The organism is Mucilaginibacter sp. L3T2-6, from assembly GCF_030519355.1.
Taxonomy (GTDB): domain Bacteria; phylum Bacteroidota; class Bacteroidia; order Sphingobacteriales; family Sphingobacteriaceae; genus Mucilaginibacter.
This window is the reverse complement of the sequence record NZ_JAUMKC010000016.1, coordinates 109,044-131,436: the sequence shown is the minus strand read 5'-3', so window position 1 is coordinate 131,436 and position 22,393 is coordinate 109,044. Positions and strand designations below refer to the sequence as shown.

The 22,393-nt window shown below is 41.4% G+C and carries 22 protein-coding genes; 6 read left to right on the top strand and 16 right to left on the bottom strand.

Annotated features, from left to right (window positions below; genetic code table 11):
* The first annotated feature begins 291 nt into the window (after positions 1-291).
* Complete coding sequence (locus Q3W13_RS17585; protein WP_302865978.1) at positions 292-1,611, top strand: C1 family peptidase; 1,320 nt, start codon at positions 292-294, stop codon at positions 1,609-1,611.
* Between the two features lie 147 nt (positions 1,612-1,758).
* On the opposite strand, the gene Q3W13_RS17580 is transcribed toward Q3W13_RS17585, so the two are convergent.
* The 10 genes from Q3W13_RS17580 to Q3W13_RS17535 all read right to left on the bottom strand — a co-directional run bounded on the left by Q3W13_RS17580 (position 1,759) and on the right by Q3W13_RS17535 (position 10,724).
* Positions 1,759-2,148: a hypothetical protein gene (locus Q3W13_RS17580; RefSeq protein ID WP_302865976.1), complete on the bottom strand. Its 390-nt coding sequence runs from the start codon at positions 2,146-2,148 to the stop codon at positions 1,759-1,761.
* Between the two features lie 18 nt (positions 2,149-2,166).
* Positions 2,167-2,619, bottom strand: coding sequence for a hypothetical protein (locus tag Q3W13_RS17575; protein ID WP_302865974.1), 453 nt, complete (start codon positions 2,617-2,619; stop codon positions 2,167-2,169).
* Between the two features lie 303 nt (positions 2,620-2,922).
* Positions 2,923-3,411, bottom strand: a complete 489-nt coding sequence (locus Q3W13_RS17570; RefSeq protein ID WP_302865973.1) for a hypothetical protein — start codon at positions 3,409-3,411, stop codon at positions 2,923-2,925.
* A gap of 89 nt (positions 3,412-3,500) precedes the next feature.
* Positions 3,501-3,995 (bottom strand): hypothetical protein, encoded by a 495-nt coding sequence (locus tag Q3W13_RS17565; protein WP_302865971.1) that lies wholly within the window; start codon positions 3,993-3,995, stop codon positions 3,501-3,503.
* Between the two features lie 68 nt (positions 3,996-4,063).
* Positions 4,064-4,594, bottom strand: coding sequence for a hypothetical protein (locus tag Q3W13_RS17560; protein WP_302865969.1), 531 nt, complete (start codon positions 4,592-4,594; stop codon positions 4,064-4,066).
* A gap of 470 nt (positions 4,595-5,064) precedes the next feature.
* Positions 5,065-6,897: a hypothetical protein gene (locus tag Q3W13_RS17555; RefSeq protein WP_302865966.1), complete on the bottom strand. Its 1,833-nt coding sequence runs from the start codon at positions 6,895-6,897 to the stop codon at positions 5,065-5,067.
* 106 nt (positions 6,898-7,003) lie between these two features.
* The gene (locus Q3W13_RS17550; RefSeq protein ID WP_302865964.1) at positions 7,004-7,417 is read right to left on the bottom strand and encodes a hypothetical protein; all 414 of its coding nucleotides are present in this window, start codon (positions 7,415-7,417) and stop codon (positions 7,004-7,006) included.
* Between the two features lie 205 nt (positions 7,418-7,622).
* A complete protein-coding gene (locus Q3W13_RS17545) occupies positions 7,623-8,705 on the bottom strand; it encodes a hypothetical protein (protein ID WP_302865963.1) in 1,083 nt (360 codons plus the stop codon).
* 58 nt (positions 8,706-8,763) lie between these two features.
* Positions 8,764-10,080, bottom strand: coding sequence for a site-specific integrase (locus Q3W13_RS17540; protein WP_302865961.1), 1,317 nt, complete (start codon positions 10,078-10,080; stop codon positions 8,764-8,766).
* Positions 10,081-10,310: 230 nt separating this feature from the next.
* Positions 10,311-10,724: a response regulator gene (locus Q3W13_RS17535; protein ID WP_302865958.1), complete on the bottom strand. Its 414-nt coding sequence runs from the start codon at positions 10,722-10,724 to the stop codon at positions 10,311-10,313.
* A gap of 325 nt (positions 10,725-11,049) precedes the next feature.
* Between Q3W13_RS17535 and nudK the strand changes: the two genes are divergently transcribed.
* Entirely contained in the window at positions 11,050-11,625 is a 576-nt protein-coding gene (gene nudK, locus Q3W13_RS17530; RefSeq protein WP_317567163.1) for a GDP-mannose pyrophosphatase NudK, read from the top strand.
* Positions 11,626-11,642: 17 nt separating this feature from the next.
* Here nudK and Q3W13_RS17525 read toward each other — a convergent pair whose 3' ends face one another.
* Positions 11,643-12,560, bottom strand: coding sequence for an OmpA family protein (locus Q3W13_RS17525; RefSeq protein WP_302865956.1), 918 nt, complete (start codon positions 12,558-12,560; stop codon positions 11,643-11,645).
* A 253-nt stretch (positions 12,561-12,813) separates the two neighbouring features.
* Between Q3W13_RS17525 and Q3W13_RS17520 the strand changes: the two genes are divergently transcribed.
* Together Q3W13_RS17520 and Q3W13_RS17515 are read left to right on the top strand one after the other, a co-directional pair.
* A complete protein-coding gene (locus Q3W13_RS17520; protein ID WP_302865954.1) occupies positions 12,814-13,185 on the top strand; it encodes a response regulator in 372 nt (123 codons plus the stop codon).
* Positions 13,186-13,264: 79 nt separating this feature from the next.
* Positions 13,265-13,738: a response regulator transcription factor gene (locus Q3W13_RS17515; protein WP_302865952.1), complete on the top strand. Its 474-nt coding sequence runs from the start codon at positions 13,265-13,267 to the stop codon at positions 13,736-13,738.
* A 39-nt stretch (positions 13,739-13,777) separates the two neighbouring features.
* On the opposite strand, the gene Q3W13_RS17510 is transcribed toward Q3W13_RS17515, so the two are convergent.
* On the bottom strand, positions 13,778-14,659 hold the full coding sequence (locus Q3W13_RS17510) for a transglutaminase-like domain-containing protein (RefSeq protein ID WP_302865950.1): 882 nt from the start codon (positions 14,657-14,659) through the stop codon (positions 13,778-13,780).
* Positions 14,660-14,702: 43 nt separating this feature from the next.
* Here Q3W13_RS17510 and Q3W13_RS17505 point away from each other — a divergent pair, with 43 nt between their 5' ends.
* Complete coding sequence (locus Q3W13_RS17505) at positions 14,703-15,485, top strand: O-methyltransferase (protein WP_302865948.1); 783 nt, start codon at positions 14,703-14,705, stop codon at positions 15,483-15,485.
* 118 nt (positions 15,486-15,603) lie between these two features.
* Here the strand turns inward: Q3W13_RS17505 and Q3W13_RS17500 are convergent, their stop codons facing one another.
* On the bottom strand, positions 15,604-16,740 hold the full coding sequence (locus Q3W13_RS17500; protein ID WP_302865946.1) for a polymerase: 1,137 nt from the start codon (positions 16,738-16,740) through the stop codon (positions 15,604-15,606).
* 214 nt (positions 16,741-16,954) lie between these two features.
* Between Q3W13_RS17500 and Q3W13_RS17495 the strand changes: the two genes are divergently transcribed.
* Complete coding sequence (locus Q3W13_RS17495) at positions 16,955-17,935, top strand: deoxyhypusine synthase family protein (RefSeq protein WP_302865945.1); 981 nt, start codon at positions 16,955-16,957, stop codon at positions 17,933-17,935.
* A 219-nt stretch (positions 17,936-18,154) separates the two neighbouring features.
* On the opposite strand, the gene Q3W13_RS17490 is transcribed toward Q3W13_RS17495, so the two are convergent.
* The 3 genes from Q3W13_RS17490 to Q3W13_RS17480 form a co-directional block, all read right to left on the bottom strand.
* Positions 18,155-18,988 (bottom strand): CPBP family intramembrane glutamic endopeptidase, encoded by an 834-nt coding sequence (locus Q3W13_RS17490; protein ID WP_302865943.1) that lies wholly within the window; start codon positions 18,986-18,988, stop codon positions 18,155-18,157.
* Between the two features lie 4 nt (positions 18,989-18,992).
* Complete coding sequence (locus Q3W13_RS17485; RefSeq protein WP_302865941.1) at positions 18,993-19,829, bottom strand: CPBP family intramembrane glutamic endopeptidase; 837 nt, start codon at positions 19,827-19,829, stop codon at positions 18,993-18,995.
* 245 nt (positions 19,830-20,074) lie between these two features.
* The gene (locus Q3W13_RS17480; protein ID WP_302865939.1) at positions 20,075-22,240 is read right to left on the bottom strand and encodes a glycoside hydrolase family 3 C-terminal domain-containing protein; all 2,166 of its coding nucleotides are present in this window, start codon (positions 22,238-22,240) and stop codon (positions 20,075-20,077) included.
* Positions 22,241-22,393 lie beyond the last annotated feature (153 nt).

The following is a 22,393-nucleotide window of genomic DNA, read 5'->3' as shown; positions in this document are numbered from 1 at the left end:
GAAGCAGTGAGCGTTTAGTCGGCTGCAAGCGGACTAACACCGAAACGAAGCTTGGCGAGCTGTTATGTAGCACTTAGAAGTCACGAACGCCTTTGGACCTGAGCGTTGGCCTAACCAAGCGATAGGCATGAACATTCCTTGGCTTCTTCCCTGTAAGCACCAAGAGAGAAGGAGCCAAGGGAATGTGAATAATGTTTGCAAATCCACATCCACTTTGACAAGTCTTTTTGTCGGGTTATCTTTATAACTGATATATAAATATTTTTTCATGTATTTTTTTGTCTTTAAAATATGTACAACCTAAAGCTTGGCCTAGTCTTGATTATAACTTTTGTAGTTTCAAGTAAGCAAAATGCATACGCGCAAATAAATGGTACTGGTTTGAAATTCGCAACTCCTGAAGAAGTGCGAATGATCACTGATGCTGGAGTTCCTTATTCAGGAAAATTTTTGCCAAATTCCGTTGATTTATCTAATAAAATGCCTCCACCAGGCAATCAAGGTAGTCAGAATTCTTGTGCTGCGTGGGCTGTTGGATATGCTCTTAAGAGTTATGAGGTATTTGTTAAACGCAAAGGTAACTATTTTCAAACATTAAACGACGGTTCGGTTGTCGTAAACGCAGATAAAGTATTCAGCCCATCTTTTATTTATAACCAACTAAACAATGGTTATGACGGAGGAATTTCATTGCCTAGCGCATTAAATTTGTTGATTAAAACTGGAGACGTTCCTTGGTCAGAAATGCCATATGATGAGAAAAATTTTGTGTCTCAACCCTCAAAGGAAATATTAAACGATGCTTTAAAATATCGAAGTCAATCTATAGAGAAGATAGATGTGAACGATGAAATAAATATTAAAGCTCAACTTAATGCTGGCTTTCCAATCGTCGTGGGATTGAGTGTCGATGGAGCATTTATTAACGGTCGACTAGGTTTAAAGCGAGGAAAATACGTTTGGGATCATTACGAAGACAATCAAAGAAGTGCCCATGCCGTTGTAATTATAGGTTATGATGATTATATGAATGCTTACAAAATTATCAATTCATGGGGAACGCGATGGGCTAATTCCGGCTATTGTTGGATTTCCTATCCGCAATTCAAAATTGCGACAAGAGAATGTTACATCGCTAAGGACTCAGATTGGAAAGATTTTGAAGAGGAAAAAACTAATGTTAACGACAGACGTACGGTTTTTAGTGAAAAATATTTTATAAAAAAGGAATATGTCAATACTAATTCATTCGTGAATGGTGATCAGGGATTACTCGTTTCGGATGATATAAGTATCTATACTAATCCCGGCCATCATTTCTATATGTCAATGAGTATCTTCATGTTAGCGAACAACAAAGGTTACCCTATTAGAAGTTCAAATTTTTTTTATGCAGACATCAAGGGTAATATTGCAACGTATTCACCAATTTCTACAATTCCTGTTGATGGGGTGAACAATTTAAAAATCTCACTTTTTATACCTTATAATGCTATCCACTTCGATGGTCACAATAGGCAAATAGATCTTGGATACCAAACGGCGCTTTGGATTGATAATTATGTAGTGGTTTATGGGCCAATGCACTCGTTGAAATGGCTAGTTCAATGACTTGATAATTTTCAATTTAATTAATAACAGTCTAATAAAAATAGAGCTTCATAAAAGTCGACCATGAATATGTTCGTTACAAGAGCCTTTCCTACGTTGGTAAGCTCTTGTAACTAAGCAACGAGCGCAGCGAGTTGCGCAGCTTATCTACAGCGTTTTGTAAACAGTAAGTTTGTTTGTGTCAATATCTTTGATGGCTATTAGCGAGTAACTATTGTAGTCTTTGATAGTAATTTCAACAGCCCGGTTGTAGCGGTCTAATGCATTCCATCGTTGCTTGCTTTCGTCGCCAGTATAAATCTTCCTTACAAACTTATAATATGTATTACCCGCTCCGTCGAACCCTTCATCGAATGTAAGGGCATTGCTGAATAGATTTGCTTTGAATAATTTTATGCTTTTAAACTCGCCAATCTTGGGTTCCGACTGAGCCGTGAGTGTACCGTATGCTACCTGATTAACGGTATATTGGACCTGGCCGTATGCCAGTTTTACAAACAAACATATAACAACAAGGATGACAATTTTTTTACTCATATCGATTGAGAATTTGGGTTAGTTAACAATTACTTTCTTTGTGAACGCATAGATAAGCTGTGTGCTAAGTGCGTCTCTGAGCATCCCCATTCGTTTCGCGATGTTTTTTTCCTTATTGGGATTTCCTGAACCGTTTTTACCAGGCTTTTCCCATCCGAGATATTGAATTGGAATTTCAGGTCCTCTAAAGGAGCATCCTCCAACTCTATCACCATAGGTTACGAAGTTCATAGTACCTAATACGATATGGTCTTTCCAATCATTGAAGCTTTGTGTCCACAGGCTGAAGTACTTCGGGTCCGTCCAGCCTTTTTGTACCATCACGTTAAAGGCATTGCCAAAAGCGGTGTTTAAGTCCTGTTCTTTAATAAGATAGTCAGTCTGGTCAATATTGAATTTAAAAATGCGTTGTGCAGTACAGATGCTAGTTGTGGAAATAAGAAAAAATGAAGCGATAATAAGTAGTTTCATTGTGATTTAAGAACCGATCAGTCCTTTATCGGTAGGTTAGTAAACACGAAAGCGCAGGACTGAACTTAGTCTGAGCTTAAGAGGCACCTAGGAGAGCCCACACGGCCACAAACAAGTTTTCGCCCTACGCTTTTCGCGTGGGCGTCTAACTCATTTGTTCTGACCGTGTATTGAAATTTCCTAGGTTTCCTTTTGTCGCTGAACAAACAAAGCTTAACGCTTTATACCTTAATTATATGTAATAGATGTTGTTGTTTATAGTTACCTCCGTTTGGTAAACGAAGGTAACAAACGTTAATGAGACTATGCAACTTTTAAAGCTTTTCGCTTTTTAACACCTGGCTCCTGCTTTAAAAGGGCAAACTGGTAATTAGCGCTGTCCTCTTTGTATTCAAACAACGCTGAGCATTCAGTAATCAACCAATCAGTTTGCACACAGTCCTCAATATCTATTTCAGTGTGTTCTTTGGCTGTAAATCGGTAGATTGCCCTTGTAAATAAAGCTGTTTGATTGCTGAACTCATGACCAGCATTACCACATTCGAACCCGTAATGAATAGCAAAGCGCTCGTCGTTCTCACAAGATAGCTTCAAATAGAAGAGCGGGTTAATGAACTCGTAGACAGGCATGTTCCTTATCGCCGGTTTTATCTCCCGAAACAGCGTGCAACGCAATTCACGGCGTTCAATCTTTGACAGCATCGCTTTGGCTTCGTTAAGAATTTGGTTAAAAGCCTTTTGAACGGCCTTATTATAAGGGCGCAATTCGAGGTTAGTGTTTAATGGTTTCATATAGTTTAGTGGTTTAGAGATAGGGTTAAATGAAAATGCCAAGTTGATTAAGCCTGGATTGAAAAAACTTAATGAGGCAACTCGAATAGTTACCTTTTAAAACAGAAAATGAACTTTGGGTCCATCATCTCAATGCAAAGCCTATAGAACATCTTGAAGTTAGGTTGCAATACTTTCTCTTTCGCTTGACGTTCAAGAGGAAATGCTCTGAATAGCTTCCTAACCTCTTCCTCAAATGGACATTCATGAAAAGCAAATTCAATTTCGTAGTCGTAGTAGGCCGCGCAGTCAAGCCTCCAGTAAAATGTTAGAGATAGAAAACTGTGCATAGCCAAAAAGTTTTTGGGGTCCTTATCGTGTTTGAAATCCTTTTCAAAGTAGACTTCGCCTGCCTGCATATAATTCATTTTAACGAGGTTAAGGACTTCGTGATAGGCAAACTCGGTGCATTCATTTTGGCGTGCCTGGGCAGGATTTGAGCCTCTGGTTTGGGCTGTCTTCCATCGTTTACCTCGTGGCCGAGAGAGAGGAAAATGAGCTTCCAGAATAGGCCCAACATGTTGAATTTCTTTTAATTCTTTCATAAGAGTTTTGTTTAAATGACAAAGCCCGATGCTTATGCACCAGGCTTTGAGGTAATAGGTTATGGAGTTTACTTTAGAATACTGAAATATTTATTTGGCTGTATACGTTTGCAACGCTTGAATAGCGTAGGCACGTCAAGTTCTGTGGATGGTTGCCAACGTGTGCTTTTAGACATAAGATAGATAAGACAGTTAACCTCCGTTTGCAATTTATCATCAGCAACGTTGTAAAGGATTGTAAAGTTGTATTGCTCATCGCAGGTGAGGTGCCAATAGATTTCGTTATTCAAGAAGCAATGTATTGGAGTTGCTTTGTCACTTGGGTGAATGGTATAGTCACGCTCGAAAGCCCATCCTTCTAAAGGCTTGCAGAGTTCTTTAATGCGTTCAAGGGCTGAGAAATATTCCCGCCTAGTGATTCTGTTGTTCAGTTTTTGCTTACGGTTAGTGTTTTCTTTTGATTGCGCTATCTCCCAAAGAGGTTTAGCTGCATCGATGGTTTGATTAGTTGCATTCATGGTTTGTTGGGTTAAGTGTATTGATGGGTGTGTTTTGAAGATTGGGCTTAAGGCATCCTTGAAACCGGTGGCAGCATTCATGGAACATGATTGACGGCCAAACAGAAACTCGTTCGCAGGACAGGATTTTTAAGGTTTCAAGAGAGGCATAGAGCGCAAACTCTCCAAAACAAATCGTTTGTTAAGTCAGCAACCAGGGAGGCGGTTATCTAAGCGGGTAATCTGGTCGCTTCATACGCAAAATTCCTGTGAGATTGACTAATTGTTTGAAGCTTTATTCCGCTATACTGAGGGGTATCATGATTTTGAATGGTAGGGCACGTTTTTGGAGGGGGGGATTGTGAGGTCAATAAGTCACTCTAATTATTTTATAAGGGAACCCTTATAAAGTAAGGGTTGGGGTATAGTCATTAAAATAAGAAAAGATGCCCGTTCGAGCATCTTTCAATTCACAGATCTGACGACCTGTATAAAACAAAATAATTGATAGATTATGAATTGCTCAATCGATCTAATTCAAAAATTTGACTTCCTATATAGAACTTAAAAACTTACTTTATTTGAATTGGTTGAGGGTTTAGTCTGTGTTTAATGACATATGCATTAGTACCGCCATCTGTTGTTCGCCTACTAAGGAAATACTTTTTAATTTCGGATGCGTAGACTTTGAAATGTGTCTTTGCCTCTGTGTAGCATTGCTCAATCTTTCCGGCAACTTCGCTTTCAGGCCAAGTAACATTCTCGGGTATCACCTTATATATGTAGTCCGATAGTCGATGCAACTCGTTTACTTCCCTCGCCTTTTTAATAGCCTTCTTCAACTGCGTTGTAGTGAAGCCTATTTCTTTTAGGTTTTCGTAACCCCATAATTGCACTGCCTTAGCAGCATAAGGATATTTATTACTAAGTAGCTTGCGTTCATCACCATTGTCGAATAGGAAAAATTTAAACTGTCCGGGTTTGTTGATATATCGGTCAAGTAAGCGCGCTGCTTCCTGGTTGCGTGATTCTGCGTCATCAAGTTTGTTAAGTGTATGGAAATCACCATCGCCTACTAAATATTCTTCCTCGATTCGCTCAACCGTAAAGTGTTTTGGTATTGCTTCGTAAGCTCCATGAAGCTTATCCCCGCTAACATAATAATTTAGCACCTTCTCTTGGTGCAAATCGTTATCGATCATAAAGGTATTACGTTTGCCATCTACATAAAAGCTCGCATGTGGAGACTCCTTCAAAAACCATTTTAAACTGTTGACAGCCCCTTGATTTTTAGACTTCGTCATTTCATGGGCTATGAAATCATAGGTGTCTAAACATCCCTCCAGATACATTAAAGCTTCTTCTGGAGTTTTCACTTCTAATGTTGATTTGTAGTTTGAGATATGAGTTAAGCTGTTTAAACCATTCCTAAATCTCCCAGCAATCTGTATAACATCAATTGCTGGATCCACGATGCTATGACCTGCATAGTATATATCGGTTAAAATGATAACATCAGGCTTCTCTTCGAGTTTAATATCGAATGCGGAGTAATAACGGCTGGTAAGAAAATTGTACTTTGCGAGATCGTTAACGTCAAGCTCGCTATCGGCGTTGGGGTAACCGTTGACTTTCAAATTATACACGCTGTCAGTTGAGCAGAAGGCTTTACTTTCATTAACTATGTCCAAAGTCTTAGCCATAGCAGCTATTCCATTGGTTGAGTTATAAAAGATGAATATCCGCTTGCTTTGTAATTCATTTATACACTTCTTCAGTGAACTAACAACGTTGTTTGTGCTTATCAATCTAAGTGACTTACTATATTCATAATCAGGCTTAATGATAATCTGATTAAAGTTTGCTAAGCGTTCATCGCTAAAGGGAGTCGTTGTAGCCGATACCAAGGCTTTATTTGTAAATTTTAGTAACTCATCTATTGGTGCAGCAATCGTGCCCCGGTATGAAATATCGGTTACTATCCTTTCGCATTCGTCATATAAGAGGAAATAATGAGAACGTAATGTTGTAAGGTCATCTTTAAAAGCCTTTAGAACTTTAAAGATAAAACCTTCAGGTGTTGTCAATATTTTCTTTACCGGTGCTTTTTTATTGATCAGATAGAGCTTAATATCGCTTACATCCACACCTTTGTGAACACCCAGAATCAAATTATTGGGATTGTCTTTATTGTGTTTCTTGACCTTGTCTTTGATTACAGGTACGTTAGGAAGTATTATAATACTGTTATGTAATTGGCATTCAATCTCAAACCTTGTTATGCCGCACCCGGTAATCTCTTTATGAACGATAGAATTGCTTGGTATACCATTAGTTTTAAATTCGTTTAGATGGCTGATGTATTGACCTATCGAGATGATGATTTCAGTTTTTGTAGTCGTCATAATGTAAATAGTTTTCCTTACAATGAGCGGAATGCTCTCCGTAGGATTATCAAATAATGTTGTTAGTTAAAAACTGGTGGCTGAAATGCCACCAGCTAAAATCACGTTAGACTTGCTTTGCTTCTTCTACCAATTCCTCGAGAGTGAAACCAGCGATGAACTTCCCATCCAGATAGTCATGTAAAAACTTGATCATTCCGGCTTCGTAAATGAACTTACCACCAGTACTCGAGTTCACTCGCAGCATGGTTACGTAGACGTATTCACGACCGCCTTTGTCTTCACGAACTTCGATAGTACCTCCGACTCGCAGTCCTTCTTTCATACCTAAGACGACTGTTTTTAAGCCCCCTATCTCTCGTTTACGATACGACTGAAGGAAGGTTATTAATTCTTCGGATTTAAAGTAGCCTGGTTCCTGTTCTTTACCAAGGAACTTTTTTGCCGTTAAAACTGGCCTGTCAGCATTAATCAATTGAGACAAGAGGGATTTTCCTGTTAATGGAGTAACAGTTTTCATGATATTACCTCCTCGTCATCATTGGTATAATAAGTGATTTTTTCCGTTGGTTCGGCACCTTGTGACGAATGCAACTTTATAAGTAATTTAAACATTCGCCAAAAGACTGTATGGGGAAAAAGGAATGACAAGAGTGATATAAAAATAGTCTTTAACTTGCTTATTATCAGCAAAATTAATTCGAGATGATAGAATTGAGCTAAAACTACTTTCCCCCTAGTTCCTTCATAAGATATAGCATGTAATCCTCTTTCATACCTTGTTCAATATAAAATGATCGGAGCAATCGGTGATCTTCTGGATAGGAAACAGTGCCTGGAAGTTTAAAAGCACGGAATAACGCAAAGTAATCAAAGAGAAACAGCCCAACTTTACGTTTAACCTTGGTTACGTTGTATTCATTGAAGTAGTCTGTAACAAGTGTACCTACCCTTGCAAGTGAAACCCTGTGACTTAAGTGATGCTTCTTTTGGTTGGAGTTAGACTCAATTAAATGGTGCCAGCTTGTATTTTTAGCAATAATCTCACGATAAAATGGTGTGTTTGCACGTTTATGGGCGTCAAGCATAGTCTGAATAGTAAAGGTCAAGGTTTGATAAGTCAGGTTTGTTGGAAACTCTAATAGCGATACATTGTGGTCGTTTTTAGTGGTCAATAACTTTTGATAGTCAGTGGATGTGATGGATAAAGTAACATCCTGTGGGAAATATAACTCCTTGTCGAAAACCTTTATTCGAAAGAATCTAACAACCTCTAATAGCTTATTATCATAAGGGATATGTTCTATGAGTTCATCTAAAGGCATAGTGTCCGCCAATGATCTTTTAGCGAAAAAGAATTCCCCAGTTAATGTATCGTCAAGTTTAATGTATGAGGGGTTCTTTTCAAATAGTTCAATTTGCTCATTAGCATATGCTATAACATTCAATAGAAAATTCGCGTATTCGTGTAGGTGATTATGGATGTTATTACTCATGCTTTGACGTTCGTAACTGCTCTCCATAAACATCAACATGTACCATAAAGGATAACGATGCTTCCTATCTATTTCATGGCGCTCCATTACCTTGTCAAATGCTACAATAAAAGAATTAACCTGTTCCGGTGTTTTAAATTGGCATCCATCAAGTCCCCCGAAGTTAAATTTCTGAATATCGGGCTTGTCCTTCCAGAACTGAATACTTTCAGGGCCGTCTACCAATTTATGGCTGTGTACCCATTTTAAGAATGAAGTTTGTAAGGTGATTACTATTGATAGGTATTCCGGCGTAGGTATTGTGTTTTGCATACTTACTTTAAAAGGTACCAAGATAAAAAAAGCAGGACGGTTACCCATCCTGCTCATTCTATATCTCAAACATCTTATTTTCCCACGCTTCTATTTCACCTTTCTCGAATTCTGCAAGATAGGTCTGTGTCTGCTCTTGGGTAGCATGTCCAAGCGCCTCGGTGATGTAAGCGGTATTTGCTCCCGAGCGCTTTAAACCTGTGGCATAGGAATGTCTACCTACGTTAGTTGTCAATTTTAGGTTAGGCTCACCTATCATTGTTGCCAATGTTTTCAGGTTATCGTTAACAGCTTTGAGGGCGGTCTTTTTCCGTGTGTATTGCTGCTTAAGTGTTTTGTGAATTGTGATGTCCAAAATTGGGAATACAAAGTTGCCTGGTACGTTATAATGCGTTTTGAAGTATTGCAGGATAGGCCCATTATATTCATTTATCGGAATGTTGAATTGTCCTCTTGTTTTACGCCTAACATAATGAATTTGATTTTCCGTTACTCTTTCCCATGTAAGGTAAGCCATATCAACAAAGTTCATTCCTCTGCTGTAATAGCTGAATAAGAAAAGTTGTTGGCTGATATACAACCATGTCCCGGGCTCAATAACCAAAGCTTTGAGTTTAGCGATCTTGTCAACCGTAATGGCTATCTTTTTTGTTTTACTGTCTAAGCGTTTATTGATAGAATACTTCTTTTCGCCAAAGGGATAGTCTTCTTTATCAAACAGTTTATCTTCTATAGCAAGGTTAATAACTCGTTGCAAATTTCGCATTTTTACGCTTATGGTCGTATCCTTATTGCCCCTAATGTTTCGCATCCAGTACTCAAATGATTCAAGGAATCTAAAGTTTACATCTGTAAGAAGCGTCTGTGGCTTGAATATTTTTAAAATACGTTTTACTTCAAGGAAGAGGCCTGACATTCCTTGTCTGCCCTGTTCTTCCAAAAGCTTAATTTGTTGTTCGTAATAACTTTCTAAAGTAATTGCAGGTATTGATATTGCACCTCTATGCGGGACTACCGCAGGACGACTGTTTGTTACCCCTTTCAAGTCCAGTTCGAATTGTGAAAAGCTAAACGGAGTTCCGTTGCTCTCATACATCTTCAAAATCGCTAATGCTTCATCAAGTTTCGATTTTAGAATCTCGTTGCATCGCTTGTATTCAGGGTATGTTTTACGGAATTTGCCAAACCCATTGTCCTCCGCTTCTGGTGGTAACCAATCGGTAATATTGCATCTGAACTTCAGTGATTGATTCACAATCAAGGTGCTGATAGAATAGTATTTTCTATCCCTTTGATGTGTTACACGAATTGAGACAGAAAACTCATTGTTAGATAATCTTTTTGTAGTGTTTAGAACCACAGCTACAGTTGCCATAATAAATTTGATTATAGCCAAAACTGGTAGTACACACGGTAGTACACATTGAAGTAAAATCTTAGAATTTGCTGATGGAAAACCAGCACCAATCGCCTGGAACAGGCGATTGGGACGAGCGAAGCGAGTACCCCATGCTGGCGCGATACCGGGCTACGCTACATCCCGAAACATTGTCCGGATTGCAAATATATAATATCGTAAATAAAATCAGTAAAAATATGTACAGTTTAACCGGCTGCGCGTTTATCAGACTGGTACAGTGAGTGGAGATCGAGCAGGGTCTCGGTTTTTATGGGCTTGGATACGAATGTCTTAACGAAATCGTATTTTTCCGCAAGTTGTTTATCATTAGGATCAACAGAGGAAGAAATGATGTATACATCAACCTTCTTTTTAATTTGTCTGTGTACTTTTTCGAAGTCGCAAAGAAAATCCCACCCACTATAGCCCGGCATGTTCAGATCAAGGAAAATAACATCAGGAAGTACTTCGGTGTCGGACGGATGACTTTCAAAAAGGCTCATGCTTACCCTTCCATCCAGGCTGTGTACGGCATTTGGAAACAGGTGGAATTTATCAAACATTTTTTGCATGATAATATGCTCGATGGGATTGTCGTCAATCATTAAAAAATTTACCATACCAGTCAAATTAAAAATGAGGTTAGGAGTGAATATGTTGAGTACAAAAGACATTCCAATGAAGAATAACTGTTGTTGACTAGCGATTTTTGTGAAAATTTAGCTAAGCGGGGCAATAAATACCTGATAACGGCTTGCATTGTAGAAAAAAACCGACGGAAACAGCATGCTGTTGAATAGAAAACAGTACACCAGTGGTATAAACTACCAATCCAACTTGTTGATTAATAATTTTTTAGACTGCCGCAGATAATTTTTTGTTTGCTATTAAAATTCTTTCGCCGGAATGACGTTACTTTTAGCAATTTAATAAACCTATAGAATTGTGAGTGACATAAAAATTCTGGAGACCAAAGTCCTTTCAGACAACTGGTATGTTCTGAAAAAAATTACTTATGAAATAAGTCAAAAAGGTACCACCCAGGTACAAAACCGCGAAGCCTACGACAGAGGAAATGGCGCCACCATCCTTTTATACAACAAGGAAAAGAAAACGGTGATATTAACCCGGCAGTTCCGGATGCCTACATTTATAAACGGCAATGAGACCGGCTACCTGATAGAGGCCTGCGCCGGACTATTGGACGCAGACAATCCTGAAGATTGCATCAGACGGGAAACTGAAGAAGAAACCGGGTTTAAAGTTAGTCATGTAGAAAAGATATTTGAAGCCTATATGTCTCCGGGCTCTGTTACCGAAATCCTTTATTTTTTTGTGGCAGAGTATACCAGGGATATGAAGGTAAATGACGGCGGCGGGCTGGCGGAGGAAAGCGAGCATATTGAAGTGATGGAACTGCCTTTTAGCGAAGCCCTTGCAATGATAAAAACCAGGGAGATAATGGATGCCAAGACCATTATGCTGCTGCAATATGCAGCCTTGAATGGATTAATAGAATAACGGCTGCCACTGATCCGCTATTTTCCGGTAATCAAAAATTCAACGCGCCGGTTTAAATAGCGGTCGCGCTCAGTGCGCTCGGGAAATACCTTTTGCCTGGTACTGCCGACGCCCTTGTAGGTCATCCGGTTTGCGGCAATTCCTTTTTCTATAAAATAGTCATAAATGAATTTTGCCCTGTTGACGGATAATACGTAGCCGCCGGAATCATAGTCCTCTCCATCACGTCCATCAATTTCACAGCAGATATGCCCGATGATCTGGAAGGTAACATTGGTATGTTTTTGCATGAATTTGAGTATGGTAATTAAATACCGCACGGCTTCGGGATTTAAAAAGTGGCGGCCAGGCTGAAATGTTAATTCCTCGAAAGAAATACTGCTGCCGACTTTGGCGTCCTTTAGATTATTTAACCTGGCGTTAAAGCTGGCCGGTTCGCGGGTAGTGTCCACAGTAATAGCCTGTTTAGGCCGGGCAGGTACCGAGTCGCGTTTGGTTACAGGTACCACGGGGGCCCTCACCGGGATAGGCTTGGTCATCGCAAGCGGTTTTTTCACCTCGTAAATCACATCAACCCGGCGATTTGATGGTTCGCCCATAACAGATTTTTCTGTTGAACTTTTTACTGCGCCCATGCCGCCGGTGCTGACAGCGAAAGTCTCCTTTAACGTAAGCAGGTAAGCCTTAACCGTTTCGGCCCTGTTTCTTGAAAGGATGATGTTATGGTTGCTTGTGCCAAGGTAATCGGCGTAACCTGTAACACTAATTGCGGCGCTATCAGCAAGCAATTTATTTAGCCCTTCAAGTTTAGCTTTGTTTTCGGCAGATAACTCATATTTGTCGATGGGATAATATAATTTGAGCGTATCAACGCCAGATGCCAGCGATTGAACGCTTTTTAACAGCAGCAGTAACAGGATAGGTTTAAATTTCATATGCTAATGATATTTAGCGTGTTACGTAATTAATAAAGATATAACAATCTTTTTGATTTTACATGAGCAATATGGCATTGCAGTGGCTGCACATGTATACCCGCGGCCTTTCCGGCTAAAATTATTATTACTTAAAAATGCCAGCTTAGCCATTTTTCGTCGCCGGGGATGCAGTATTAAGTAAATTCTTATATTATTAAGAAACATTTGCTTTTGTTAAATAGATATCTTACCTTCACACATCTATTTTCCTATGACGGACCCGCAAAAAAAGATCATTATTTTTGATGACGATGACGACATCCTGGCTATCTGCAGCTTTATTTTAGAAGAGCAGGGCTGGATTGTGAGCGCTTATGCTGATTGCAATAACATTGTTGATAAAGTTTCGGCAATTAAGCCTGATGTAATTTTAATGGACAACTGGATACCCGACGACGGGGGGATCATTGCCACCCAGAAGCTTAAACAAAACGAAGAACTCAAAAACATTCCTATTATTTACTTTTCGGCCAATAGCGATATCGAATTGTTAGCGAACCATGCCGGCGCTGAGACTTACCTGGCCAAGCCCTTTGACTTAGACGACCTGGAAAGGGTGATAAACTCCGTGCTGGCAGCCTGACTTTAGAACAAAAGCCTGCGAGTGTGCGGTTTTTAATTCTGTGCAAAATATACTATCTTTAAATTGCAAACCGGATTAAATGACCTCCCCGTTTTTTACGAAAAATAAGCAAACCATATTGTATGGCATTATGCTGGCGGGTTTGCTGTTTTTATTGAAATGGCTGGAATTGCGTTTCCTGATAGTGGGGCACGCCATGGAAGTGTATGCCGGCGCAATTGCTGTATTCTTCACAGTGCTGGGTATCTGGCTTGCCCTAAAGCTGGCGCGGCCGAAAGCGCAGGCTACCGTTATCGAAAAAACAGTGTATGCACATCCAACAGCCGCTTTTACAAGTAACCAGCGCGAAGTTGACAGGCTTAAGCTGAGCCGCCGCGAGCTGGAAGTTTTGCAATTAATGGCCGAAGGCTTAAGCAATCAGGAAATATCAGCGCGGTTATTCGTGTCGCTTAACACCATAAAAACCCATACCTCAAACCTGTTCGAAAAAATGGAAGTGAAACGCCGGACCCAGGCTGTTGAATTAGGCAAACGACTGTGTATAATCCATTAACTAACTGGCAGGATTTCTGGCGGTGCGGGGCTAAGGCGTCTATTGGTCTTCGTTATCAGTTTGGTTCTCTATAATCTGCAGCAACTCGTTCAATTCTGACATTTTATCTTTCGAACCCAGGTGCTCATATGAACTTATTAAATTCCGCAATACACGTTTTATAATATCAGTATTTGAGCAGGGTTCATAAAACTGCCTGTCAAATTTAAGATTGAGCTGCTTTAGAAACATATCTACATCCCTGCGGCCGAAAATAAAGCCTTTGTTAAATGCATTGATGTAAAATAAAATGCCGCCTTCAAAATCGCTATGCCTGCTTTCGTCCAAATATGCCAGGATAAAATGCTGGGGCAGGTTTACGCCGTAAACGGGTATGTCCAGCTTTTGTGCTATAATGGAATAAATAATGGCCAGCGAAATCTGGTTACCTTTTTTAGTTTCCAGCACCTGGCTGATATAACTGTTTTGCGGATCCTGGTGATTAGTTGTGTTGCCGCTAAAACCGTAAATGTTATAGAAAACGTGGTTAATCAGTTTCACCTGCTCAGCCGGGCTGTGTTCATTCATCAGCTGTATCCAAATATCGCGTTTGATCTCTTCAATCTGATTGATGACTTTTTGCTCGTCAAGGTCGGGATATTGATAGCGATTGACGATAAGAATTCCCTGAAGTAAGTCGAACGCCCCCCCCTGGTACCAAAGCTGGAGATCCTTTTTTACAATACCGAACTGAATTTCGTGCACCAGGTTAGCAATACGCTCCTGTTGCACTGTGTCAAATGCCTGCTCCCAGGCCTGCTCTAAATACTCGATTGCTTCGGGTCCGTATGAGAGTAATTTCTGATGAACGTGCTCAAATATCTCTCCATCCGGGTCGTCTAATAGTCTTATCAGTGAGTTTACTTCTGTCGGATTTATCATGCTGTTACGCTAAAATACTAAACGTTTATATATTTTTACAGCCATGTTGAATTTTAGGTTCGCAAAGGATTATGTGCTGCACAGGCTAAACGCCAAAACCAGGCATGGCGTGCACTCGCCTTTTGTATACAGGCTGATTGATGAGGTAATTTACGATTTTAATGCCAAAAAAGTATATGCAGAGGTAGAGAATATCCGCAAAGAGCTTTTAAATGACGCCCGGATTATAACCGTAACTGATTTGGGGGCGGGTTCACATTTGAATAATAACCGCAAAAAAAAGGTAAGCGACATTGCCCGTAATGCACTTAAACCTCCTAAACTGGCACAATTACTTTACCGTTTAGCAGCGGACTGGCAGCCCCGGAATATTATAGAACTAGGCACCTGCCTGGGCACAACAACGCTATATCTGAAAAAAGCTGCGCCACTCGCTGATGTATATACAATGGAGGGCTGCCCGGAAACGGCTAAGATAGCCGCTGAAACATTTCACAAAGGCGGCATCAGCACAGAACCAATAGTCGGCAATTTTGACGATACGCTATCTGATATAATAGATACTTTGCCCGGGCTTGATTTTGTGTTCGTGGATGGCAATCATCAAAAAGAAGCAACCCTTAAGTATTTCGAGTGGTGCCTGCCCAAAGTGCACGAGAATACGATGCTTATTTTCGATGATATTTACTGGAGTGAAGGAATGAAAGAAGCCTGGGCCGAAATAAAAGCCCATTTGCAGGTAACTGTAACCGTTGATCTGTTTTGGATTGGCTTAGTATTTTTCAGACCGGGACAGGTAAAGGAGGACTTTCTGGTCCGATATTGACGAAGACAATTTGATATCCGGCTGCTAACTCAATGTGCGGATGAAAGCCCGGGATATATCTTTGCCAAGCGTGGATGTTTACTTATAATGCCGGATATGTATATCAGGATTCCGCCTATCAAAAACTCTGTCCCAGCGCTACATAAAACCCTCCCTCACGTTTTTCACCGGCCGGCTTCTGGCCGACTCCGTAATCAAACCGGATGGCTAAACCCTTTTCTACATCAAAAAAGTAGCGGAGACCTCCGCCATAGTTGGGCTTCAGCTGCGCCATATCAAATGATGAATGAAAAACTTCTCCGGTGCCGGCAAAGCCTGCCAGGCCAAAGCGTTTGGTAATGCGGTAACGCAGCTCGGTTTGCCCGGCAATGTAGTTTCTGTCGCGATAGCGGCCCTGGTAATAACCACGCATCATTTCGTCGCTTCCCATTTGCGGCAGCAGGTAAAACGGTGAACTGCCGCCGGTCAGGCTTTGCTCCTGAATATCTACCCCCAAAACAAATTGCTTGCTTAAAGCAAAAAACTGCGAGTATTCTATATTAAAAAATCCGCCACGATAGCCATTATTGGCATAAGTTCCATGCATCAGGTTATAATATGCATTAATGACCATGCCACGCGTGGTATAGGTATTATTATTTCGGGTGTCAAACGTAAAACTTGGGCCGATGTATGCGCTCGCGCCACCATGCCTGCTCTCAACATTCGGGGCATAAATTATATCGTTGTAATTGTAATCATACGGGTAAAAGTATTTAATAACACCAGCCACCACGCCGAGGTAAAAATTGTCACTTATCTTTTTTTCACCGCTAAAGCCCAGCTTATAGCGCTTTTCGTTTACATGCTGAACATCGGCAGCGCGGGTATTATTGCCCACTCCGTAAAAATTGGACGGATAGTTATAAAAAGCGATAACGCCCGTATAATGATAACGGTTCTGAGGTGTCCAGTAATTGGCATTCAGGCTTAGCTTTACCTGGCCCTTGGTGGTAAGGGTTGAATAACCAAACAAGTTAGATACCCTTGTGGTATGGTTAGTGGTATCGCTATAAAAAGACAGCAGTGCTGCGCCCCCAAATTCGACACCAGTTTCGGGCGACGAACTGAACGCAGGCAGCAACACAAAGCTTGGCCTTCTGTCGGTGTCTTTCTTAAAATACATTTGCCTGATGAACTTTGGCAGAAAATTTAGCTGCGCAAATACGCATTGAAAACTGAGCAGGAAGATAGACAGTACAAAGATTTTTTTCATGTAATGCAGATGCTGCGAAGATAAGGGCATTTTCAGTATAATGTTTGGTCGGGGACGTTTTTTTAACGGCGATGGGCCAGGCTGCGAAAGAGTTCAGGAAATTTAGACCTTGTTCGTTTTCTGGATATTATTCGTGCACTTGCAGGCTTATTTTTCTTTTAATGGTACAATCCGTCAAAATCCATACTTTTGCACAAAATTATAAATCTGCAATATGAGCACTACAAAAGGCCCTATTTCCCAGTTTATCGAAAAAAATTATCTGCATTTCAATGCTGCGGCACTGGTTGATGCAGCCAAAGGATACGAAACGCACCTGCTTGAGGGCGGTAAAATGATGGTTACCCTTGCAGGTGCTATGAGTACTGCCGAGTTGGGCATTTCCCTTGCCGAAATGATACGCCAGGGTAAAATAGATATCATATCGTGTACCGGGGCAAACCTGGAAGAGGATATTATGAATCTAGTTGCTCATTCACATTATAAACGCGTTCCGCATTACAGGGATTTAAGCCCGCAGGATGAGTGGGATCTGCTCGAAAACCACTATAACCGTGTTACCGATACCTGTATCCCTGAAGAAGAGGCGTTCCGCCGCCTGCAAAAACACATCCATAAAATATGGAAAGATGCTGACACCAATGGCGAACGCTATTTTCCGCATGAATACATGTATAAGATATTGCTGAGCGGCGAGTTGGAGCAATATTATGAAATTGATCCTAAAAACTCATGGATGCTGGCAGCCGCGGAACGCAATCTGCCAATTGTAGTACCGGGGTGGGAAGACAGTACGATGGGCAATATCTTTGCCTCATACGTAATAAAAGGTGAGATAAAAGCCACTACTATGAAGAGCGGCATCGAGTACATGGCCTGGCTTGCTGATTGGTACGTAAAAAACTCATCAGGCAAGGGGATAGGATTTTTCCAGATAGGTGGCGGTATTGCCGGCGACTTCCCGATATGTGTAGTACCGATGCTTTACCAGGACATGGAAATGCCCGAGATTCCGTTCTGGAGCTATTTCTGCCAGATTTCTGATTCGACAACTTCTTATGGCTCATATTCCGGTGCGGTGCCAAATGAGAAGATCACGTGGGGCAAATTGGATATACACACACCGAAATTTATCGTCGAAAGCGACGCGACAATTGTTGCTCCGTTAATATTTGCCTGGATATTGGGGCAGTAATGCAAACCGTTGCCTGCGCTGTTTTGCATACGCAATTGAGAGCGTTAAAGCACTTATTGCGGCGCCTTACAGCGTGGGGTACATCAAATTTGTATATTTTTGGACAGCATGGTTCTGTGTGGTCGATTCGGTATGGCCCGATATGGAAACGATACATGACGGGCGCATACTATTGAATTAAGAGGCTCGCGGATGCCACTGGGTTTGATTACCTCGGCGTTAAGAAATTCTATCTTTGATCTCAATCTTCTTGCGGCTCTGCTTGTAATAAAAATGAATGCCGGCAATGCTTATCAGCATTACAAAGGCAAAAGCTGCCATGCCGGTGTGCTGTGCATGTGCGGTAAAAAGCTTTTCTGTAATGGCCTGCCAAATTCCCGGGCGGCCTTTAAAACCCAACATCCATTGTCCAAAGTTCCACGAGCTATGGAGGCCCAACGGGAGCGCCAGCCCTTTGGTTTTTAATGCTGCATAACCGAATAGAAAGCCGCCTGCACCGGAGCCAATTATGGCGGTGACGAGCGGCATGCCCGCAGCCACATGTTCAATAATGAATATAACGGTTATAATGGAGAGGCCGACAGCCAGCCCCAAAGATTTTTTAAAAATGGTTAATGCATAAGACCTGAATACCAGTTCTTCCCTTAGCGCTACGAGCATGTATAATATAAAGAACGAAAGTATTTGGATAATGGAAAGATGAGGATTCAGTTCCAGGTGAACATGTCCGAAGCCCGTCAATATAAAAGCCTGGCCGAAAGCCATAGTCAAGCCGATAAGATAGCCGCAAAAAAAGCGGGGAGTAGTCGTCCGTCCGGGTAATACTCCCGTATCTTTTAATTTTATATTTTCGATACGACTGAACAGGACGATCAGCAACAGTGCTGAAATAATGCCCAGTGTGACGGATAAATGATCCTTTAGTCCCGGAGCAACATTCTCTGTTAAAGCGGTGGCTGCGATGAACGATATGGTACATAATATATAAAATAATAATACTCTTGCGATTACTATTATCGGCGCAAATATCGCCTTGTTGTTCTTTATCGTCATATTTTTAACTGTCTAAATCATTTTGCAACGATACATTCGCTTTTTGTGGCGCTTTATCTGGTCTGGTATAATCAAAGTCCATGAACAATAATAATAGGATTGCAGCTGTAACTACCACGAAATACGGCGTCAGAATGAAAGATGAACCGTAACTGGTTTGACCGCCCGTAACAGAGATCAGTGCGTTGGGATAGGTGCCGGAGGTGCGGGGTATGAGCACCTGTGCATAATTCCACCCTAAATGTATACCTGCAGGCAGCATCAGGTTCCTGGTTTTAATGTATGCAAGGCCAAACAGTACTGAGCCCAGCCCGGTTGTCAGCATCACCGTTGCTATATCCTGCAGCTGCATTGCGTGGTTAATATGCATAAGGCCGAATGGGACTGCAATTGCCAGTTGTGCAACCCAGGGCTTGTATTTCTTTAATAAAGCCTGAAAAGGATAACCCCTGAAAACGAATTCCTGGATGTAGGCTGAACAAACGCACATCGCGAAGGCTATCAGCATGTACATCGGATCCGTTAATTTGTTGAAATGCCAATCTGCTTTTGTAGTTGCAAGTGTAATAACAGCTGTTATAACCAGCATAACGCCGCCGAACAGAGTACCATAAAATAGTTGTTTCCAATGTCGCCGCCCCCGCGGATAGTAACCGAGTGAAGACAGGTTAGAATGATCAGTACGGATTAAAAGCCAGCTGGCAAACAGCGATACCGCAAAAAAATAGAAAAGACTGTTCAGCGCCGGAAAGATACCGGCAATAAAGGTGGCCAACCACATGATCAAAAAATAGATCGATACCTTTAACCAGGAGGGGAACGTTTGAATTAATGCTTTCATGATGCTCTTTTTATTCAAAGAGCGATAAAACTCCGTTCCTGTGAAAAAAAAATCGACCAGATGCAGATTATTTCCTGCAAAATTGCCCGCACGCCGGATCTGGACAAAAATAAAAACGGCCATCATCCACCAGCGAGGCAAAACTATGGACATATGACAGATAGAAAACGGGAAGCATTTCTTCATGGCAATTGACCAACAAAAAAAATAGCCGCCGTATCGCTGTTCTTAATGACACGGACGCATTAGTTTACCACTGTTATATTTCCTGTCACTTTTATATCTCCCGACGAGCCGCCGGCAAGCAAAGTATATTTTCCCGGCTCAACTACCCAGCCGGAGGTTTTTGTATCGAAATAAGCTAAATCCTTAACCGGGACACTAAGTGCTACATTCGCAGTTTCACCCGGCCTTATCATTACTTTTTTAAAAGCTTTCAGTTCCTTTGCAGGACGCTCAACCATAGAGTTGGCTTTGCTAACATACAGCTGTATGGTCTCCTTACCTGCAAATTTTCCGGTGTTTTTTAATTTAATTACAGCAGCAATATTTTCGCCTGCTTTATATGCTTTTTTTGCTATTGTAATTGATTGATACTGGTAATTTGTATACGACAGGCCATAACCAAAGCAATATAAAGGCTCAATTTTTTTGGTATCAAACCAGCGATAGCCTACCATCAGCCCTTCTTTATATTCAACGCTCAGGTTCTCGCCAGGGTAAGCGTTCAGCGCGTGTGCCGGAGAGTCTTTTAGTTCGGCCGGAAAGGTAAACGGCATCCTGCCGGATGGATTTACCTTACCGACCAGCACATCGGCCAGCGCGTTACCATTCTCTTGTCCGTTATACCACGACCAAACGATGGTATGGTTATTCTTTTTTATTTTGCTGAGATCGTAGGGAGCGCCACCAACAAATACCACAATAGTGTTAGCGTTTGCAGCGGTTACAGCGTCAACCAGTTCCTGCTCATGAAAGGGGAGACTTAAATCTTTACGGTCGTGCCCTTCGCTTTCGTACTCCCTGTTACCACCAATAAATACTATGGCCAAATCAGCGCTTTTAGCATTAGTAACGGCTTCATTCAGCAAAGTTGTATCCTGTTTATCAGGTTCGTTTGGGACATTTTTTCGCATGGGTTTATAAACGCCTTTATAACCTTGCGCATAGGTAATTTTTACTTTATTATTCAGCCTGCTTTTTAACCCCGCAAGGGCTGTAACTTCGTAACGAACCTTTACCCCGGCCCCGAAACCACCTAAGTGGAAGGTGCGGGTAGCATTATCGCCGATCACTGCAATCGATTTAATATGCGAGGTGTTTAGCGGCAGCAATTGCTTATCGTTTTTCAGCAGCACAATTGATTCGGCAGCAATATCGTAGGCCGTAGTGACATGTTGTGGAGTATTAATCTTTCCGGGCGACGGATTTTCACTCATCGAGGTGTGGTACATCACCCATAAAATGCGGTGAACCTTTTCGTCGATAGTTTTCAGGCTAACCTTGCCGGCCTTTACCGAGTCGAGCAGCGGGTTAGCAAAGAAATAATTATCATAAGCGCCAAATGAGCCCATCTCCAGATCTAGACCGTCGTTTGCCGCCGCTACCGTGCTATGCGTTCCACCCCAGTCGCTGATAACAATCCCCTTAAACCCCCATTGTTTTTTTAATAAATCATTCAGCAGGTAAGCATTCTCAGCACAGTAAACGCCACGCAGTTTGTTGTAGGCAGACATTATAGTCCATGCATTAGCTTCGGTTACAGCAGCCTTAAATGCAGGAAGGTATATTTCCTGTAAAGTGCGCTCATCCACTTCTGCATTGACCCTGCCGCGCTCAAACTCCTGGTTGTTTACAGCAAAATGCTTTATACAGGCAGCTATATTCTGGCTTTGAATACCTTTTACACTTTGCACAGCAAGCCGGGAATTTAAGAAGGGATCTTCAGAAAAATATTCATAAGTGCGACCACAGAGCGGGGTGCGGCAGATGTTAAAGGCCGGCGCCAGAATGATGTATTTTTTACGCGCACGTGCCTCTTCGCCGATATCATGCCCGTAGCGATAGGCGAGCGAAGGATTCCAGGTCGCTGCCAGCGCAGAACCGTTTGGAAAAAATGTGGCCGAATCGGTAGTAAGATTCGCCGACGACCAGTTTTCTTTCACATCCTCACGCACGCCCAATGGCCCGTCGTCGGTCATCAATCCCGGTATGCCCAGGCGCTCCACACCCGCACTGCCAAATTTGCTATTGGCGTGCAGCATCTTTATTTTTTCTTCGAGCGTAAGCTTTTTTATCACCGCATCTATTTTAGCATCAACCGGTTGGTGTTTTTTTGTTTGGGCGTTTACATACAATGTTCCCAATGTAAATGCCCCAACCCATGCGTAAATTAAAATCCTTGTTGTCATATCGGCGAGTTAATGCAATCAGATGTTTAAGCAGGTCGTAAAGTCTGATACTTTTAATCCTGAAAAATCTCCTTAAAGCAGGTTCAATTTAGCCATTTATTTTTCTAAATATGCAGGTGCTGTTAATATCCAATAATTATTCCGAGAAAGATA

Excerpts from the sequence above, each read along its gene's own strand:
- Q3W13_RS17505 (WP_302865948.1), top strand. The coding sequence starts at position 14,703 with ATGTTGAATTTTAGGTTCGCAAAGGATTATGTGCTGCACAGGCTAAAC.
- Q3W13_RS17500 (WP_302865946.1), bottom strand. The coding sequence starts at position 16,740 with ATGAAAAAAATCTTTGTACTGTCTATCTTCCTGCTCAGTTTTCAATGC.
- Q3W13_RS17580 (WP_302865976.1), bottom strand. The coding sequence starts at position 2,148 with ATGAGTAAAAAAATTGTCATCCTTGTTGTTATATGTTTGTTTGTAAAA.
- Q3W13_RS17535 (WP_302865958.1), bottom strand. The coding sequence starts at position 10,724 with ATGGTAAATTTTTTAATGATTGACGACAATCCCATCGAGCATATTATC.
- Q3W13_RS17560 (WP_302865969.1), bottom strand. The coding sequence starts at position 4,594 with ATGAATGCTGCCACCGGTTTCAAGGATGCCTTAAGCCCAATCTTCAAA.
- Q3W13_RS17555 (WP_302865966.1), bottom strand. The coding sequence starts at position 6,897 with ATGACGACTACAAAAACTGAAATCATCATCTCGATAGGTCAATACATC.
- Q3W13_RS17485 (WP_302865941.1), bottom strand. The coding sequence starts at position 19,829 with ATGAAAGCATTAATTCAAACGTTCCCCTCCTGGTTAAAGGTATCGATC.
- Q3W13_RS17575 (WP_302865974.1), bottom strand. The coding sequence starts at position 2,619 with ATGAAACTACTTATTATCGCTTCATTTTTTCTTATTTCCACAACTAGC.
- Q3W13_RS17545 (WP_302865963.1), bottom strand. The coding sequence starts at position 8,705 with ATGCAAAACACAATACCTACGCCGGAATACCTATCAATAGTAATCACC.
- Q3W13_RS17480 (WP_302865939.1), bottom strand. The coding sequence starts at position 22,240 with ATGACAACAAGGATTTTAATTTACGCATGGGTTGGGGCATTTACATTG.
- Q3W13_RS17565 (WP_302865971.1), bottom strand. The coding sequence starts at position 3,995 with ATGAAAGAATTAAAAGAAATTCAACATGTTGGGCCTATTCTGGAAGCT.
- Q3W13_RS17585 (WP_302865978.1), top strand. The coding sequence starts at position 292 with ATGTACAACCTAAAGCTTGGCCTAGTCTTGATTATAACTTTTGTAGTT.
- Q3W13_RS17550 (WP_302865964.1), bottom strand. The coding sequence starts at position 7,417 with ATGAAAACTGTTACTCCATTAACAGGAAAATCCCTCTTGTCTCAATTG.
- Q3W13_RS17520 (WP_302865954.1), top strand. The coding sequence starts at position 12,814 with ATGACGGACCCGCAAAAAAAGATCATTATTTTTGATGACGATGACGAC.
- Q3W13_RS17495 (WP_302865945.1), top strand. The coding sequence starts at position 16,955 with ATGAGCACTACAAAAGGCCCTATTTCCCAGTTTATCGAAAAAAATTAT.
- Q3W13_RS17570 (WP_302865973.1), bottom strand. The coding sequence starts at position 3,411 with ATGAAACCATTAAACACTAACCTCGAATTGCGCCCTTATAATAAGGCC.
- Q3W13_RS17525 (WP_302865956.1), bottom strand. The coding sequence starts at position 12,560 with ATGAAATTTAAACCTATCCTGTTACTGCTGCTGTTAAAAAGCGTTCAA.
- Q3W13_RS17515 (WP_302865952.1), top strand. The coding sequence starts at position 13,265 with ATGACCTCCCCGTTTTTTACGAAAAATAAGCAAACCATATTGTATGGC.
- Q3W13_RS17490 (WP_302865943.1), bottom strand. The coding sequence starts at position 18,988 with ATGACGATAAAGAACAACAAGGCGATATTTGCGCCGATAATAGTAATC.
- Q3W13_RS17540 (WP_302865961.1), bottom strand. The coding sequence starts at position 10,080 with ATGGCAACTGTAGCTGTGGTTCTAAACACTACAAAAAGATTATCTAAC.
- Q3W13_RS17510 (WP_302865950.1), bottom strand. The coding sequence starts at position 14,659 with ATGATAAATCCGACAGAAGTAAACTCACTGATAAGACTATTAGACGAC.